15 protein-coding genes and 1 rRNA gene are annotated in these 17222 nt (G+C 41.5%); all 16 read left to right on the top strand.

The window, feature by feature from the left end:
* Positions 1-458, top strand: a 458-nt coding sequence (locus ACWI_RS17270; protein ID WP_139142325.1) for a formate--tetrahydrofolate ligase, incomplete at its 5' end; no start/stop codon positions are given.
* A 93-nt stretch (positions 459-551) separates the two neighbouring features.
* Entirely contained in the window at positions 552-1211 is a 660-nt protein-coding gene (locus ACWI_RS17265) for a cyclodeaminase/cyclohydrolase family protein (protein WP_070372694.1), read from the top strand.
* A gap of 41 nt (positions 1212-1252) precedes the next feature.
* Positions 1253-2158, top strand: a complete 906-nt coding sequence (locus tag ACWI_RS17260) for a bifunctional 5,10-methylenetetrahydrofolate dehydrogenase/5,10-methenyltetrahydrofolate cyclohydrolase (protein WP_070372693.1) — start codon at positions 1253-1255, stop codon at positions 2156-2158.
* Positions 2159-2186: 28 nt separating this feature from the next.
* On the top strand, positions 2187-4151 hold the full coding sequence (gene rsxC, locus ACWI_RS18690; RefSeq protein WP_084633815.1) for an electron transport complex subunit RsxC: 1965 nt from the start codon (positions 2187-2189) through the stop codon (positions 4149-4151).
* A 1-nt stretch (position 4152) separates the two neighbouring features.
* On the top strand, positions 4153-4770 hold the full coding sequence (locus ACWI_RS17250; RefSeq protein ID WP_070372692.1) for a methylenetetrahydrofolate reductase C-terminal domain-containing protein: 618 nt from the start codon (positions 4153-4155) through the stop codon (positions 4768-4770).
* A 33-nt stretch (positions 4771-4803) separates the two neighbouring features.
* Entirely contained in the window at positions 4804-5706 is a 903-nt protein-coding gene (locus ACWI_RS17245) for a methylenetetrahydrofolate reductase (RefSeq protein WP_070372691.1), read from the top strand.
* Between the two features lie 282 nt (positions 5707-5988).
* Positions 5989-6846, top strand: a complete 858-nt coding sequence (locus ACWI_RS17240; RefSeq protein ID WP_070372690.1) for an amidohydrolase family protein — start codon at positions 5989-5991, stop codon at positions 6844-6846.
* A 150-nt stretch (positions 6847-6996) separates the two neighbouring features.
* Positions 6997-7662 carry a cobalamin B12-binding domain-containing protein gene (locus tag ACWI_RS17235; RefSeq protein ID WP_070372689.1) on the top strand — a complete coding sequence of 222 codons (666 nt, stop codon included), beginning with the start codon at positions 6997-6999 and terminating at the stop codon, positions 7660-7662.
* Entirely contained in the window at positions 7646-8809 is a 1164-nt protein-coding gene (locus tag ACWI_RS17230; protein ID WP_070372688.1) for an ABC transporter permease, read from the top strand. The genes ACWI_RS17235 and ACWI_RS17230 overlap by 17 nt, the downstream gene beginning before the upstream one ends.
* The gene (locus ACWI_RS17225; protein ID WP_070372687.1) at positions 8802-9491 is read left to right on the top strand and encodes an ABC transporter ATP-binding protein; all 690 of its coding nucleotides are present in this window, start codon (positions 8802-8804) and stop codon (positions 9489-9491) included. The genes ACWI_RS17230 and ACWI_RS17225 overlap by 8 nt, the downstream gene beginning before the upstream one ends.
* A 148-nt stretch (positions 9492-9639) precedes the next feature.
* Positions 9640-10272 carry a M15 family metallopeptidase gene (locus tag ACWI_RS17220; protein ID WP_084633809.1) on the top strand — a complete coding sequence of 211 codons (633 nt, stop codon included), beginning with the start codon at positions 9640-9642 and terminating at the stop codon, positions 10270-10272.
* A gap of 150 nt (positions 10273-10422) precedes the next feature.
* A complete protein-coding gene (locus ACWI_RS17215; protein WP_070372686.1) occupies positions 10423-13164 on the top strand; it encodes a UPF0182 family membrane protein in 2742 nt (913 codons plus the stop codon).
* A 36-nt stretch (positions 13165-13200) separates the two neighbouring features.
* On the top strand, positions 13201-14472 hold the full coding sequence (gene serS / locus ACWI_RS17210) for a serine--tRNA ligase (protein WP_070372685.1): 1272 nt from the start codon (positions 13201-13203) through the stop codon (positions 14470-14472).
* 81 nt (positions 14473-14553) lie between these two features.
* Positions 14554-15036, top strand: coding sequence for a transcription elongation factor GreA (gene greA / locus ACWI_RS17205; protein ID WP_070372684.1), 483 nt, complete (start codon positions 14554-14556; stop codon positions 15034-15036).
* 11 nt (positions 15037-15047) lie between these two features.
* Positions 15048-16514 carry a lysine--tRNA ligase gene (lysS, locus tag ACWI_RS17200; RefSeq protein ID WP_070372683.1) on the top strand — a complete coding sequence of 489 codons (1467 nt, stop codon included), beginning with the start codon at positions 15048-15050 and terminating at the stop codon, positions 16512-16514.
* A gap of 603 nt (positions 16515-17117) precedes the next feature.
* A 16S ribosomal RNA gene (locus tag ACWI_RS17195) occupies positions 17118-17222 on the top strand; the annotation flags it as partial.

Here is a 17222-nt window from a genome sequence, read left to right as displayed (position 1 = left end):
TTTCCCAGGTATGGGCAAAAGGCGGCGAAGGCGGGGAAGCATTGGCCAAAGAAGTGGTTCGTTTAATTGACGAAAGCGAAGGCACCTTCGAATACTGTTACGAACTGGATATGCCAATCAAAGCTAAGATCGAAGCCATTGCCACCCGTATTTACGGCGCAGACGGCGTAGACTTTACTCCGACCGCAGCCAAAGAAATCGAAAGACTGACATCCCTTGGCTTTGACAAGGTGCCAATCTGTATGGCTAAAACCCAATATTCTTTAACCGATGACCAGACTAAACTGGGTCGTCCAACCGGCTTCAGAATCACTGTTCGTCAGGTTAATATCTCAGCCGGAGCTGGCTTTATTGTTGCGCTGACCGGAGAAATCATGAAAATGCCTGGTCTGCCAAAAGTACCAGCAGCAGAAAAAATTGATGTTGATGAAAACGGCGTAATTGCTGGTTTATTCTAGAAATAATCACTTTCTGTATAAAGAGGGTTCTTAAGAACCCTCTTTATAAGAGAATGTAAAAAATAACAATAAAAATTGAAGTGGAGTTAGTAAATGGAATTTGATGCAGTAGGAACTGACCTTGGTTCTATCTCGGAAAAAAAATGCACAGAATTTGTTGAAGCCCTGTACAGCAAGGCAGCGGTTCCTGGTGGTGGTGGCGCAGCCGCATTAGTCGGTGCAGTCGGAACGGCTCTGGCCGGAATGGTTGGAAACCTTACCACGGGAAAGAAAAAATATGCAGAATTCGAAGACGATATTCAGCGTATTTTAAAAGAAGCACAAGTGCTTCAGGATCGTCTCTTAGCGATGATTGATGAAGATGCAAAAAACTTTTTACCGCTATCAAAGGCTTATGGTCTTCCCAAAGAAACCGAAGAAGAAAAGGCTTACAAAGAAAAAACCTTAGAAGAATGTACAAAGGTTGCCTGCAGTATTCCGCTTGAAATTGTCGAGGTATGTTACAAGGCAGTTTTATTACAGGAAGAACTGGTAGGAAAAGGTTCAGCGCTGGCAATCAGTGATGTTGCTTGTGGTGTTCAGTGTTTAAGAGCGGCTATGATCAGTGGTTGGGTGAATGTTTTAATTAATATAAAAACAATCAAAGACGCAGATTATGTAGCTGATGTTAATAATCGAGTCAAACCGATGCTGGACAAAGGCGTTGAAATCTGTGATCGTGTTTATGCAGATGTTGAAAAACAACTTTCATAATAATTAATTAAAAATTTTGAACAAAGAGGAGAATTATAATTATGGCAGCAAAATTATTAAGCGGAAAAGAAGTTAGCGAGTCAATGCTGGCTGAAGTACTGAAAGATGCCAACGAACTAAAAGAAAAAGGCATTCAGGTAAAAATGGCAATCATGCGAGTTGGTGAAGATCCAGGTTCTATTTCTTATGAAAAGAGCATCATCACCAGAATGGGAAAATCAAATATTGAAGTTGAATCTGTTCAATTCCCAATTGATGTAACCGAAGCTGATTTCATTGCCAAACTTCAGGCAATCAATGAAGACAAAAACATTCACTCTGTGTTAATCTTCCAGCCGCTTCCAGATCAAATTGATGCTGAAAAAATCAAATATCTGTTAAGCCCTGAAAAAGATCCAGATGCCCTTAATCCAACAAACTTAGGTAAATTGATGATCGCAGACGAAAGAGGATTCTTCCCATGTACAGCTGAAGGTGTTATGGAAATGTTCAAATTCTATAACATCGATGTTAAGGGTAAAGACGTTGTTGTTATTAATAACTCTAACGTGTTGGGAAAACCACTGACAATTATGTTAACAAACGAATTTGCGACTGTTACCATGTGTCACGTTCATACAAAGTCGACAGCTTCCTTCACAAAAACTGCTGATATTGTTGTTACTGCTTGTGGTATTTATGGTCTGGTTCGTGCTGATATGTTAAGCGAAGATTGTATTTTAATCGACGTTGCAATGTCTCAGATGAAAGATGAAAACAAAGAATTTGTATTAAACGAAGAAGGCAAGAAAATCCGAGCTGGGGATGCTCATGTTGACTGTCTGGACAAGGTTGCCATGATAACTTCAGCAACACCAGGATGTGGCGGCGGAACAGGCCCAATTACAACAGCTTTACTGGCTAAACACGTTATCAAAGCTTGTAAAATGCAAAGCGGATTACTATAAAATCTGAAAAAACAAAGGAGGTATACAATTGGAGGATTACACGAAGTTTAAACTGAAAAGAAAGGAAGAGCTCGATGCGGTTTTGGCAGACAAGAATGACTTGTTTGTTGTAGCCTGTAACAAATGCTTCAAAGAACTCGATAGTTTTGATGAACCTGAATGCGGTCTGTTTGAAGAGATTGCCAAAGAACAGGGCAAAAATATCGTTGGCTCGGCACAAATCGATTTTTTGTGCAACGAACCATTAACATCGAAGGCCTTCCAGGATCTTATTCCCCAAGACGCCAAAAATGTATTTGTTATTTCATGTGGTTTGGGTATCCAGACCATGGCAGGATTGCTTGATATTCCGGTTTATGCCGGTAGCGACACTGTAACTGTTGATGGTTACCATGGAATGGCATTAACAACGACCTTATGTGAAGCATGTGGTCAGTGTTATCTGAACATGACCGGTGGGATCTGCCCAGTTGTAGACTGTTCAAAGAGCTTACTCAATGGCCAATGTGGTGGTGCTAAAAATGGCAAATGTGAAGTTGACAAAGAAATGGATTGCGGATGGCAGCTCATTTATGAACGATTGGAAAAACAGGGACGTTTACAGGAACTGTTGGATAAACCAGTGGAACTTCGGGATTATACCAAAGTTAATCATAAGTTTGTCAGCGAATATGTAAAATCAGTTCGTGAAGAACGATATGAAGGTTACTATGGTGGTATTCACCCAACCGAATTCAAAGAGCTGAGTGAACATATCGGACTGGTACCATTCCCAGATCCAGTCAATGTGGTGATTCCCATGTCACAGCATGCTGGAGCTCCAGCAGAGCCAATTGTGAAAGTTGGCGATCAGGTAAAAATGGGTCAGAAAATTGCTCAGGCTGCTGGTGTTGTCAGTAGCGCCATTCACGCCAGCGTCAGCGGTACTGTTGTAGCGGTTGAACCGCGACGACATCCCGTGAGTGGACTGGATTCACTGGCGATTGTGATTCAATCAGATGGTAAAAATACTCTGGATGAATCCGTAAAACCAGCTGGTGACATTGACAGTTTATCTGCTGATGAAATTATTGAAATTGTCCGTGAAAAAGGAATTGTCGGTATGGGGGGAGCTGGATTCCCAACTGCCGTTAAACTTAAATCGCCAAAACCAATTGAACTGGTATTACTCAATGCCTGTGAATGCGAACCGATTTTAACCGCCGATCACCGGGTTCTGCTGGAATATGCTGATGAAGTGATTTATGGTTTAAAAGCGATGATGAAAGCTTCTGGCGCTCCAAAAGGTGTGATTGCCATTGAAGACAATAAATTGGATGCCGTTGAATTGATGCAGGCCAAAACTGCTGATATTGAAAACATCGAAATTGTTGTTGCTAAAACCAAATACCCACAAGGGGCTGAAAAAATGCTCATCAAACGGGTTATGGGCAAGCAAGTTCCAAGTGGTGGACTACCAATGGATGTTGGCGCAATCGTGTGTAATGTCAGTACCGCCAAAGCTGTATCTGATGCAATCCAGTTAGGAATGCCGCTCATTGAACGGGTTGTTACTGTCAGCGGTAACCGCATGAACAAACCAGGTAACTACTTAGTTAAGATTGGTACCTCAGTCAAAGATATCGTCAACCATTGCGGCGATGTTAAAGGTGATGATGTTACTGTTAAAATCGGTGGTCCAATGATGGGCTTCGCCCAGGCGGATCTCAATGTGCCGATGCTGAAATGTTCTAACGGAATTATTGCCGTTGAAACAATTGTTAAAGAAGCAGTTGAGTGTATCAAGTGTGGTCGTTGTATGGATGTCTGTCCAATGGAACTGCGCCCACTGTACTTCACAAAATTCGCTTTAGAAGAAAACTGGGAAGGCATGAAAGCACAAAATACCATGGATTGTATTGAATGTGGATGTTGTGAATATATCTGTTCATCAAAGATTCCAATTGTTGAACGCATTAAAATTGGAAAAACTGCCATAAGGGAGGGTAAATAATATGCTGATTACCCAACTAAAATCACAAGAAGCAATCGAAGCGCTGGCTCAGGGAAAAACGGTAATCATCAACTGTCATGGCTGTAAGGAAGTCTATTTTGCAGAACATGAAGCGGATGCATTTCAAAAAGAACTGTCAGCCAACAAAGAAGTAACTCAGATCATCACCACCGATTACATCTGTAATCCGGATAATCTGAAGCTGCAATTAAAAAAACATACTGATGTCATCAATGCGGCTGATACCATTTTGGTATTCTCCTGTGGTGTTGGGATCCAGACTGTTGCTGCACTATTTGAAGGCAAAAAAGTCTATTCCTGCTGTGATACCTATCCATTGCCAGGATTCCAGGGCGTAACACCACTGAATGTTGATTGCGGACAGTGTGGTGAGTGCTACCTCAATGGTACTGGTGGAATCTGTCCAATTACTGCATGCTCAAAGAGTCTGATCAACGGCCAATGTGGCGGTGCCAAAGAAGGTAAGTGTGAAGTTGATAAGAACATGGAATGCGGCTGGGAACGAATTTACAGAAAATTGGAGAAACTGGACAAACTGGATAACATGAAATATGACGCACCCAAAGTGCGCAACTATAACAATCCAAACGCAGAATAACCAATAATTTAAAAAGAGTAGGAGTAATTATAAATGAGAATAACTGAGCTGTTTGAACGTGGCGAGTTTGTATTAACTGCGGAAGTAGGACCTCCAAAAGGGGTTGAACTTGACCATTTAATTAAAGATGCCCATGAATATTTAAAAACCCGGGTTCATGCATTGAACGTAACAGATAACCAATCCTCAGTCATGAGAACTGGTTCACTGGCAACCTGTCGAGTTCTGAAGGATGAAGGGCTATTGCCTATCTTCCAGGTAACTTGTCGAGATCGAAATCGTATTGCCCTGCAGTCTGATATCTTAAGTGCAGCATTACTGGGTATTGAAAATTTACTGCTATTAACTGGAGATTACACAACATTGGGTGATCATCCTCAGGCAAAACCGGTTTTTGATTTAGATTCCGTGTCATTGATTCATGCAGTAAAAAGATTGGAAGAAGGTTTTGATATCGCTGGAAATGCGGTTGATGGGGCTCCTCCAAAATTTGCCAAAGGTGCCGTTGTATCACCATGTAGTGATTCAGTCGATGTTCAGTTGGCAAAAATGGAAGCAAAAGTAAAAGCTGGATGTGAATATTTCCAAACTCAGGGTGTTTATGAGCCAGAAAAATTCATCAAATTTATGGAACAAGCAAAACAATTTGGTGTACCTGTACAATTGGGTCTGATCATTCCTAAAAATGTCGGTATGTGCCGATATATGAATGCTAATGTAGCTGGTGTTCATGTTCCTGATGAAATGATTGCTGAATTACAGGCAGATAAAGAAAAAACCAAAGCTGGTGATACTGGTGTTGAAATCTGTGCCCGTCTGATCAGAGAATGTAAAGACTATGCTCAAGGTGTTCATATCATGTCATTAGGTTGGGAAAATAGAATTCCAGAAATTCTTGACTTAGCTGGTATTGCACCAATCACTCCAGTCGTTTAAGAACAAATTAAAACGGAATACCGGCCATGCCGGAGTTTCTAAAATGCTCCTCTTAAGGTGGGCGGTTTATCTAAGTAAACTGCTCATTTTAAGGAGAACGGTTTATTCAAATAGACTGTTCAACTGATGGAGGAGCTTTTATTTTGGTTGTAGCGGTATCAAAATTTATGATACCGGTAGGTTTACAGGTTGGTGAAAAATTGAAAATAGCAGCAATTGCAATAGCGGCAGCTAAATCTGAAGCTACGAATATGCGTTGCGACGTGTACGTAAACAAAAAGCATGTTAATTGATTGTCATGTTCATGTTGGGCTCGGTCAATTAAAAGGTTTGAAAAAATCTGATGTAGCTGATGAAGTCTCAGTTGAGGCGATAAAAGGACTAATTAAAAGCTATCAGAATAAAGGGGTACAGGCAATCCGTGATGGCGGGGATGGTTCGGGAATTGGAATAATTTTCAGAGATATTTCAAAAGATTCCGGTCTTATTTTTAAGACCCCCATCCATGCATTGTATAAAAAGGGCCATTATGGTGACTTTTTAGGCGACTCCGTGGATAATGTAAAAGATGGTATCAAAAAGATGAATCGTCTCATCAAAAAGAAACCAGATTTTATTAAAATTATTCTAACCGGCATCATGAGTTTTACCGATCTTGGTGCCTCAGGTCCGGTGGGGTTTTCTAAAAGTGAATGTTCGGAAATGATTGATCATGCCCATCAACAGGGTTTATCGGTCATGGTTCATGCCAACACCCCAGAGGGTATTATGATCGCTTTGACATCGGGGGCGGATACCATTGAGCACGGCTATGGAATTAATGATGACTGCCTTCATGCCATGCGTGAAAGTGGTACAATCTGGGTGCCGACTTTGGCACCTTTTGCCAATATCGCCAGATGCAACGAAAGTAGCCCGATGAAAAAATATCAAAAAGTATCGGAAGCATATTTTAGACAACATCAGTTGATGGTAAGAAAAGCGGATGCAATGGGTGTGAACATTGCATTAGGTAGTGACTCAGGAGCGACGTTAGTTCCCCTGGGACAAGGCACGTTAGATGAGCTTGCTTACTTAATTGACTGTGGATTGACCAAAGAAAAACTGGAAAACATTGGAAAATGGGTTATTGACCTCTAATTGTGAATGAGCTTAAGAGAATTCCTGAAAATTTTATTTACAGGGATTCTTTTTTTTGAGTTAATACAAATTAAGCGATAGAGGATGTTTTTTAAAAAAATATCAGGGTATAAATGTTTGATAATCTATTTAAATTTGGGTGGTGTGCATATGTTATACGAAAAATTTGTGGAGTGTCTGGAAAATGATGATAAACCCAATGCGGTACGGGTTGCCCTCGACGCTCTGGAAACCGGTAAGGTGGGAATTGTCGAGCTGTACACGGAGTTGTTAATTCCGGCTCAAAACAAAATGGAATTGGAAGAGCGAAGAGAATCGGTAGCGATCTGGAAAGAACATTTTAGAACTTCGGTGGTTCGAACGGTCATTGAGTACTGTTATCCCCGGGTCGTGAATGAAGGAATGCGCAACAGTTTCAAAAGCGGCCGGAAGAAAATTGTGGTTTTCTGTCCGTCCGAGGAATACCATGATATTGGGGCCCGGATGATTGCTGATTTTTTTATCTTATGTGGTCATCAGGTCTATTTTTTAGGTGGCAATACACCGCCAGCAGCGCTCCTGCAGGCAATGGTGCGGCTGCGCCCGGAGGCTATTGCCATGGGAGTCAGTAATTATTTTAATCTGGTTGCCGCCAAACGTACCATCGAAGATGTCCGAAAAATCATGGGAAGTGAAACCGCCATTATTTTAGGCGGTGCGGCATTTAAAGATAATTTGACGGTGGTAAAAGAAATCGGTGGGAATTATTATGTCGATGGCTATGACGCTGTGGTAAGGATCTCAGAAGGGTGGGAAAATTATGAAACTGGCATTTGATATCGCCCTTCGATTTTTGAAATCCAGTAAGGGACAGACGGCACTAATTGTATTGGGCATCGCCATTGGAGTGTCGGTTCAGATATTTATTGGTTCGTTGATCACCGGCCTCCAAAAAAGCCTGGTCGACAAAACGGTGGGCAGTGCTCCTCAAATTACCGTTTCACCACAGGAAGATGGCGCTTATATTTTGGATTCTCAGGCAGAAGCGAAAACCATCAAAGCTACTAATCCTGAAGAAATAAAAAATCTGGTGGCAGTTACGCAGGGGCCAGCTATTCTAAACACAGCCGATGAGTCTGCTACGATTCTCCTCCGTGGGTTTGACTGGAAAGCAGCTCAGGGAATCTATAAAATATCAGATCGGATTGTCAAAGGGGAGCTGGCAACCAATGACAATGAAATCATAATTGGAGAGGATTTTGCAAAAAATTTGAATTTGAGCGTCGGAGATACAATTGAATTGATCACCCCCGCCAGAAAAACCGGTAAATTTCTGATCACAGGAATATTTGATTTGCAGGTAAAATCGTTAAATGAATCATGGATTTTGAGTAATGATCGTGCGGTTCAGGAATTTTTGGAAACGGGCGAAGGTGTTTCACAGATCGAAATGCAGGTAAACGATGTATTTGCTGCCGATGAAGTGGCCGGAGAGATTGAGAAACGCTTAAATGAAGACACCTTAGTGGTGACAAACTGGAAAGAAGAAAATGCTGCTTTATTATCCGGTCTTTCTGGGCAAACCGCGTCAAGTCTGATGATCCAGGTTTTTGTGATGATTTCGGTTGTTTTGGGAATCGCCAGTGTATTGGCCATCAGTGTGGTCCAAAAATCAAAACAGATTGGGATCTTAAAGGCAATGGGAATGCATAATCCAAAGGCCAGTTTGGTTTTTTTATTTCAAGGATTTTTACTTGGTGTTCTGGGAGCCCTTGTGGGTGTTGGTCTGGGAATTGGCCTAAGCTGGTCTTTTGCCACCTTTGTTACCAATCCCGATGGGTCATCCCTGGTGCCCTTTTTTATTGATTGGAGTTTTATTGGTATTTCAGCGGGGATTGCTGTTGCTGCTTCTACCCTGGCAGCCTTGATTCCGGCTATTCGCGTATCCAGACTTGATCCCATGGAGGTAATTAAAAATGGATAATTATGTGGTGGAGGTCAAAGGCGTAAACAAAGTTTATGGCAAGACGATTAAAACGGTGGCTTTACACAACTTGAACCTGGGTTTTAAAACGGGATCCTTTAATGCCATTATTGGCGAGTCAGGCAGTGGTAAAAGCACCCTTCTCAATATTTTGGGGACCCTGGATCGCCCGACTAAAGGAGATGTAATTATCAATGGGGTATCCACCAAAAACATGTCTAAAGGACGTTTGAGTGATTTGCGCAATGAAACCCTGGGTTTTGTTTTCCAGTTTCATTATCTGCTGCCGGAGTTTACCGCTCTGGAAAATGTGCTGATGCCCTATCGGATTGCCAATGGAAAGGCGGGTAAAAAGAGTCGGGATAGAGCCCGGGAAATACTGAATCTGGTGGGACTTGAAAAGGTGGAAAATAATCTGGCAACCAATATGTCAGGAGGTCAGCAGCAACGGACGGCCATTGCAAGAGCGCTGATGAATCAGCCGAAAATTATTCTGGCCGATGAACCCACTGGAAACCTGGATTCCCAGACAACCGACAGCATTTATCAACTTTTTCGGAAAATCAACCAGGAACTGGGAACCACCTTCATTATTATCACCCATGATCGACGGGTTGCTGAAAAAGCAGACCGCATTGTCGAAATTCTGGATGGCCGTATTTCATTGGACATTGTCAAATGATCGGAGTATTCTGGATTTGTCAGGAGTAATTGGAAGAGTGAGGATTATTAACGTGTTCATTGATTTTGTTAATTATTACTGGTAATCATGTCAGTCATCGTATAAAATAGGAAGATAGACATTTCAGCGTAAAACTAGGGGAAAATCAATGAAAAAAATTATGATTGTCCGGCCCAATGACTTTGTGGATATTTCAATGGAAATTCCCGGAATTATGACGGACGTAAAATATTATACCGGCGATAACTTCGTGGGTGAAAGAATTGACGGTTATGAAGCACCAATCATTTTATTGACTGAAAAAGCCGTAGTCGCACTGGGGCGGGTTCAGAAACAACTGCTGGAAGAAGGATTTGGATTAAAAGTGTTTGATGGATATCGACCCAAACGGGCAGTGGATCATTTTGTTCGCTGGGGAAAAATGGAAGAGGATAATAAAACGAAAAACACTTATTACCCCCAAAAAACCCGGCAGGAAGTTTTTGAGGGTGGATTTATCGCCGCAGAATCTTCTCATACCCGGGGCAGCACCGTGGATCTGACAGTGGTCAATATTGAAACAGGGGTTGAAATTGATATGGGAGGAATTTTTGATTTCTTCTCGGAAGTCTCCTACAGCGATTATGACCATCTGACCCTGGAGCAAAGTAAAAATCGGGTTCAGCTTCGTTATCTGATGCGTTCAGAAGGATTTGAACCGATGCAGCAGGAGTGGTGGCATTTTACCTTAACTGACGAACCGTATCCTGAAACCTATTTCGACTTTCCGATTCAAGGCTGATGTTTTGAAGAATTATCAATTATGCGGTTCAAACTATTAAAGGTGCTTTATTAGCTGGAAATAGTGCATTTTATTAATGAAAACTATAAGAAATGTGATATAATAATAAAATTAGATAAAAATATGATACGATCAGGAAAGAAGAAAAAAATGAGAAAAAGAAATAAAACACTCTTGATTGGATTAGGGGTGTTATTAGTTATTTTCGCCGTTTTATTATCGCTGAACCAATTTTATATTGATTATCTTTGGTTTGTGGAGATGGGGTATACTGAGATTTTCTTTAAGGAACTGGTGACGAAAACACAAATCGGCATTCCGATCTTTATTGGTTTGGTATTGGTTTTGTTTTTTTATTTAAAGTTGCTTAACCGCATTTCAGCAAAGTACTTAGGGAGTGTTCAGAAAGCGACGAAAAAGCAAAATATCGTCGCCATTAGTGTGAGTGGTGTGGTTGCTTTTTTTCTGACCATTCTAATCTCAGACCGCTTATGGTACCAAATACTCGAATTTATTAATCAGACCCAATTTAATTTGACCGATCCTATTTTCAATCAGGATCTGGCTCTTTATTTTTTTGGATTGCCATTATATCAGGAAGTTTTTGCTATTTTTATCGGTTTCTTTGCGGTCATTGTCGTCTTGACATTTTTATATACGGCCTATATTCTTTATCAGGGAAAAAAAATTGAGTTTAACCGCGAACAAGATCTTGAATCCATTAAAGTCAATGCAAAGGGGATATTCAAATCCTATCTCGAGATTGCATCGAAACAGATTGGCATTTTTTTAGGAGTGCTTTTTTTAATCCTGTCGATTGGTAGCCTGTTAGAAGCATTTCAACTGCTGTATTCAACCTCAGGAATTGTCTTTGGAGCCGGTGCGGCAGATATTGATGTCGGACTGAAGGTCATCATTATTAAAGCAGTTTTATGCCTGGTATTGGCAGTGACTTCCATTGTTGCCGGGTATCAGAAAAAATATCTTGTCATGGGGGCTGGTCCGGTTCTGTTCGCGGTGGTGGTTATTCTTGGCGGTGCGGCCCAGGGGATTTATGAATCACTGATTGTTATTCCAAATCAGTTTACAAAAGAAGAAGCGTATATTACCAATAACATTGAATATACCCAGCAGGCCTATGATTTAGCCAATGTTGAAACCCGTGAGTTTTCAGGAACGCAGGAAATAACGGCCAAAGATATTAAAGAAAACAAGATTACCATCGATAATATAACCATCAACGATCAAATACCGACCCAGGAGATGTATAATTCCCTCCAGGGAATCCGAAACTACTATCAGTTTTATGATGTCGATGTGGATCGTTATTTTGTTAATGGGGTTTATACTCAGGTATTCCTGGGTGCTCGGGAAATGAATAATACGTTACTCCCTGCAGAAGCGAAGACTTGGGTCAATCAGCATTTGAAGTATACCCACGGCTTTGGCGTGGCGGTATCTCCGGTCAACAAAACCAACAATGTTGGACAACCGGATCTGATTGTTAAAGATATTCCGCCGGTGACGGATGTCAGTGAACTGGTAATAGAGGAACCGCGGATTTATTTTGGTGAAAATGACTACGGCTATGTCGTCACCAACTGTACCACTGCCGAGTTTGATTATCCCCAGGGTGATAATAACCAGGAAGTTACCTATACCGGGACGGCGGGCATACCAATGACCTTTTTCAATAAGTTGGCATTTGCCCTCTATCATGGTTCGTCAGAATTGCTTTTGGCAAATGAAATTACGGGCGACAGTAAGATGCTGATCCACCGCAATATTTCAGAACGTGTCGCAACAATTGCGCCATTTTTAAGCTATGAACATGATCCCTATATGGTAATCTCCGAAGGCCGACTCTATTGGATCGTCGATGCCTTCACCACCAGCGATCGCTATCCCTATTCGCAACCCTATGATGGTGCTGGCAATAATTATGTCCGTAACTCTGTGAAGGTCGTTGTTGACGCTTATAATGGCGATGTGACCTTCTATAAAGTTGATGATGAACCAGTGTTGGAAACTTACAGTAAAATATTTCCGGGATTTTTGAAAGATCTATCAGAAATGCCGGAGGGCATTAAACAACACCTGCGCTATTCAAAAACGATGTTTGACATTCAATCGGATATTTACAAAACCTACCATATGTCAAACGCCAGGGTCTTCTATAACAAGGAAGATCAATGGGAAACGGCGACTCAGTTTTATGAAACCGAGAAAGCAGAGGTTCCGGTCGAATCGGCTTACACCATCATGGAGCTTCCGGATCGTCAGCCTGAATTCATGCTGACCGTTCCCTTTACACCCAAGGATAAGGATAACATGATTGCCTGGTTGGCCGGAGTATCAGACGGGCCGGGTTATGGGCAGTTGATTTTATATGAGTTCCCCAAACAACAGCTGATTTATGGCCCAATGCAAATTGAACAGCGGATCGATCAGGATACGATCATTTCGCCGCAATTAACCTTACTGGGCCAACAGGGATCCCGGGTTCTACGGGGAAATCTGATGTCGATTCCCATTGAAAATGCAATTATCTATGTGGAACCGATTTACATTCAAGCGGTTGGTGGTGAAAACAATCTGCCAGAATTAAAAAAAGTTGTGGTCTCATACCAGAATGAAATTGTTATGGCAGACTCGCTGGAGTTGGCGCTGGCCCAGGTTTTTGACATACAGGAACTGCTTAGCACCGCAATACCAACGCAAAGTACGGGTAGTACAGCAACCACAGCAGAATTAATTACCAAAGCAAATGCTTTGTTTAAAGAAGCTCAAGAAGCTCAAAAGGCTGGTAATTGGGCGGGATATGGACAAAAAATAAATGAGTTGGAACAGGTTCTGGCTCAACTTTCGCAACTTTCTGGGGCAACTCAGTAGGATAAGATCATAAGAAATTAAAAGCAGGAGGAAAAAATGCTCGATATAAAGCGCATCAGAGAAAACAAGGAAGAAGTCCAGGCAGGTCTGGACAAACGAGGTCAATATGATCTCAGTGTGATTACCACTTTGGACGAAAAGCGTCGGGAGACATTGGGCCAGGTTGAAGAAATGAAGAGCCGCCAGAATGTGGTGTCCAAACAAATTCCGATACTCAAGAAAGAAAACAAGGATTGTACCGAGATCTTCGCCGAGATGAAGGAGCTTTCCAATGCGATTAAAGATTTGGATGCAGCCGTCAAAACAATTGATGATGAAATCAAAATGCAGTTGCTGAATTTCCCCAATATTCCCAACCCGCAAGTTAAGGTTGGGAAGGATGATACCGATAATCTGGAAATCAGAAAATGGGGCGAACCCCGAACATTTGATTTTGAGATCAAAGCGCATTGGGACATTGGAGTGGATCTGGACATTCTGGATTTTGAACGGGCGGTCAAAATTACCGGTGCTCGTTTCAGTATGTTCAAAGGTGATGGGGCACGATTGCAACGAGCGCTGATTAACTTTATGCTGCACACCCACTGTGATGAGCATCATTATACTGAAATTTCCCCACCATTTATGGTAAATCGGGAAAGTATGACCGGGACTGGACAGCTGCCCAAGTTTGAAGAGGATGCTTTTCATTTGCCAAGTAAGGACTTTTTTCTGGTGCCAACCGCAGAGGTGCCGGTAACCAATATCTATCGTGATGAAATTCTGACAGAAGAAGAACTGCCCAAGTATTTTACCGCCTACACCCCTTGTTTCAGACAAGAAGCGGGATCAGCCGGTCGTGATACCCGGGGGTTAATCCGTAATCATCAGTTTGATAAGGTGGAAATGGTTAAATTTGTTCATCCAGATCGCTCCTATGAAGAACTGGAATCATTAACAAATAATGCTGAACGGATTTTGCAATTACTGGAGATCCCTTATCGGGTAGTTGAACTATGCACTGGCGATCTGGGCTTCAGCTCGGCAAAAACCTATGATATTGAAGTGTGGATGCCAAGTTATAACCGTTATGTCGAAATTAGCTCCTGTTCAAATTTTGAAGACTACCAGGCCCGGCGGGCAAACATACGCTTTAGAGATGGCGAAACCAGGAAAACCCGCTTTTTACATACCCTTAATGGTTCAGGATTGGCTGTGGGGAGAACCTTTGCCGCTATTTTAGAAAATTACCAGCAGGCTGATGGTTCGGTTATGGTTCCCGAAAAACTTGTTCATTATATGTGGGGAAAAACGGTAATTGGCAAGTAAGTAAAAGTTAATTTAGATAAAAATTAAAAAATAAATGACACTTGTGATTGAGAATAAAGATCGTGTCAGATGGAGGAAATAATGAGTATGAATGCAAAAGAGTTAGTTATCACCGAGGATGGTTTTAACAACATAAAGAAGGAATTGGAATATCTAAAAACGGTAAAGCGTCATGAAGTCGCAGACCGAATTAAAACAGCCCGAGAGTTCGGAGATTTAAGTGAAAATGCCGAATATGATGAAGCGAAAAATGAACAGGGTTTTGTAGAAGGCCGAATTTCAGAACTGGAGCACAAGCTTAAAATTGCGGTAGTCATTGACGATAAGGATATTCATACCGAAGATGTTGGTGTTGGAAGTATCGTAAAAATTAAAAATCCGTTATTGGACTTTGTCGCAGAATATAAAATTGTTGGATCAGCAGAGTCCGATCCTAAAAACAACCGTATTTCAAATGAGTCTCCGATCGGTTCGGCACTGCTGGGAGCAAAGGTTGGCGATACCGTAAAGGTTCAGATTCCTGACGGCGAAGCAGCATATCAGATTTTAGAAATACGAAGATAGAGGAGTAGACATTGACAACAGAAAACCTAAGTGAACTTCTGGAAATAAGAAGAGATAAATTAAAAAACTTACAGGATGCCGGGAAGAATCCCTTTGAACAAACCAGTTTTAATGTGAGTGCTCATGCTAAAAAAGTAGAAGCCGCATATGATGACTATGAAGAAAAAGAAGTAACCATGGCAGGACGGATCATGTCCAAACGGGGCCAGGGAAAAGTGTCTTTTTATGATCTTCAGGATTCTACCGGGAGAATTCAGTTATTTCTGAAAAAAGACGCCCTGCCAGACATTTATGACGAAATTAAAACCTATGACATTGGCGACATTGTTGGTGTTAAAGGCGAAATTTTCAAAACAAAAATGGGTCAGATTTCGGTAAGGGTTTCCGAACTGACACTGCTGAGCAAATCACTACAGATTCTGCCGGAAAAATATCACGGTCTCAAAGATATGGAACTGCGTTACCGCCAGCGTTATGTGGATCTGATTGTAAATCCGGAAGTTAAGGATGTATTTCAGAAACGTTCGCTGATTATGCGAAAGATTCGAGAATTTTATGACTCCCGTGATTTCATTGAAGTGGAAACACCGGTTCTTTCCAATCTGGCTGGCGGGGCCAACGCCAGACCCTTTATTACCCACCACAATGCTCTGGATATCACGTTATATTGTCGGATTGCCCTGGAGTTGCCACTTAAACGACTAATCGTAGGCGGTTTTGATAAGGTTTATGAAATGAGTCGGGTTTTTAGAAACGAAGGCATGGATGCCACCCACAACCCGGAATTCACACTGCTGGAATCTTATGAGGCATATGCCAATTATGATGACCTCATGAAAATGATTGAAGAACTTTACAGTTTTTTGGCAAAAGAAGTTAATCAATCAGAAACTGTTATTTACGGCGATAAGGAAATCAGTTTAGCAGCACCGTTTAAACGGGCACGAATGGTTGACTTAGTTAAGGAGCACACCAATGTGGACTTTGATGTGATGACTGATGTTGAAGTGGCCCGAGCCGCTGCCAAAGAACTGCATGTGGATGTGGATGGAAAAAACAGTGTTGGTGAAATTATGGCGGAAGTCTTTGACGAATTCGTGGAAGATAAACTGATCCAACCAACCTTTGTAACCATGCATCCGGTCGAAATTTCGCCACTGGCCAAGAAAGACCCCAAAGACCCACGCTACACCGAACGATTTGAACTTTACATTAACGGCGCCGAATGTGCTAATGCATTTTCTGAACTCAATGACCCCATTGATCAGAAAGAACGGTTTATGTCCCAGGTTCAGAAGAAAACCGACGGTGACGATGAAGCGCATCCTTTTGATGCCGACTTTATTAATGCCCTGGAAGTCGGTCTGCCACCTACTGGCGGTTTAGGGATTGGAATTGATCGATTGGTTATGTTATTCACCAATCAACATAGTATCAGAGATGTTATTCTTTTCCCGACAATGAAACCCATTGACTGATCATTAAATGTAGAAGGAGCTTAAGGCTTAGTGTTTTAAGCTCCTTTATTTTGAAAAGAAGAATAAATAAAATAATAAAATATTTGATTTTTGCGTTTATATTATAAATATAAGGGTAAATAAACAAGACATCCCAGAAAAACAGTTAATTAAGCACACTTGAAACCTGCTGATAAGCCGATAATAGCGAATTTAGGAGGTGGCGGAAGAAAGTTTTAAAAAACTTTCAAAAACCAGTTGACAGGATGGTGAAAAGAGCGTATACTAATGAAGTTGTCTCGAGTGAGGCAGCGGACACAGCTGAAACATTGAAATGAACTTAAAAGAATTTCAAAAAACAGCTTGACAATCACAAGAAACGACGATATAATAGAAAAGCTTCTTCAGTCGGAAACACTGAAAAAACGACGGAGTGGCAACGGTCATAGAAAAGAGAATAGTACCATAAAACCTGTAAAACAGCCAAAAGATCCGCGAGGATGAATGCGGCTAAATAGAAACAGAGAGATGAACTCTATAAAACATTAACTCGGTAGAGTATAAAATACGCTTTATTCAAAATGAGACAGCATTTAAAAGCTTAACGGCTTTAAATACAAACTTTTTATTGAGAGTTTGATCCTGGCTCAGGACGAACGCTGGCGGTATGCTTAACACATGCAAGTCGAACGAGACGAGATGGAATGACCCTTCGGGGGAATGAAATCT

This window comes from Acetobacterium wieringae (genome assembly GCF_001766835.1).
Classification (GTDB): Bacteria; Bacillota; Clostridia; order Eubacteriales; family Eubacteriaceae; genus Acetobacterium; species Acetobacterium wieringae.
This window is presented reverse-complemented; position numbering and strand designations above follow the sequence as displayed.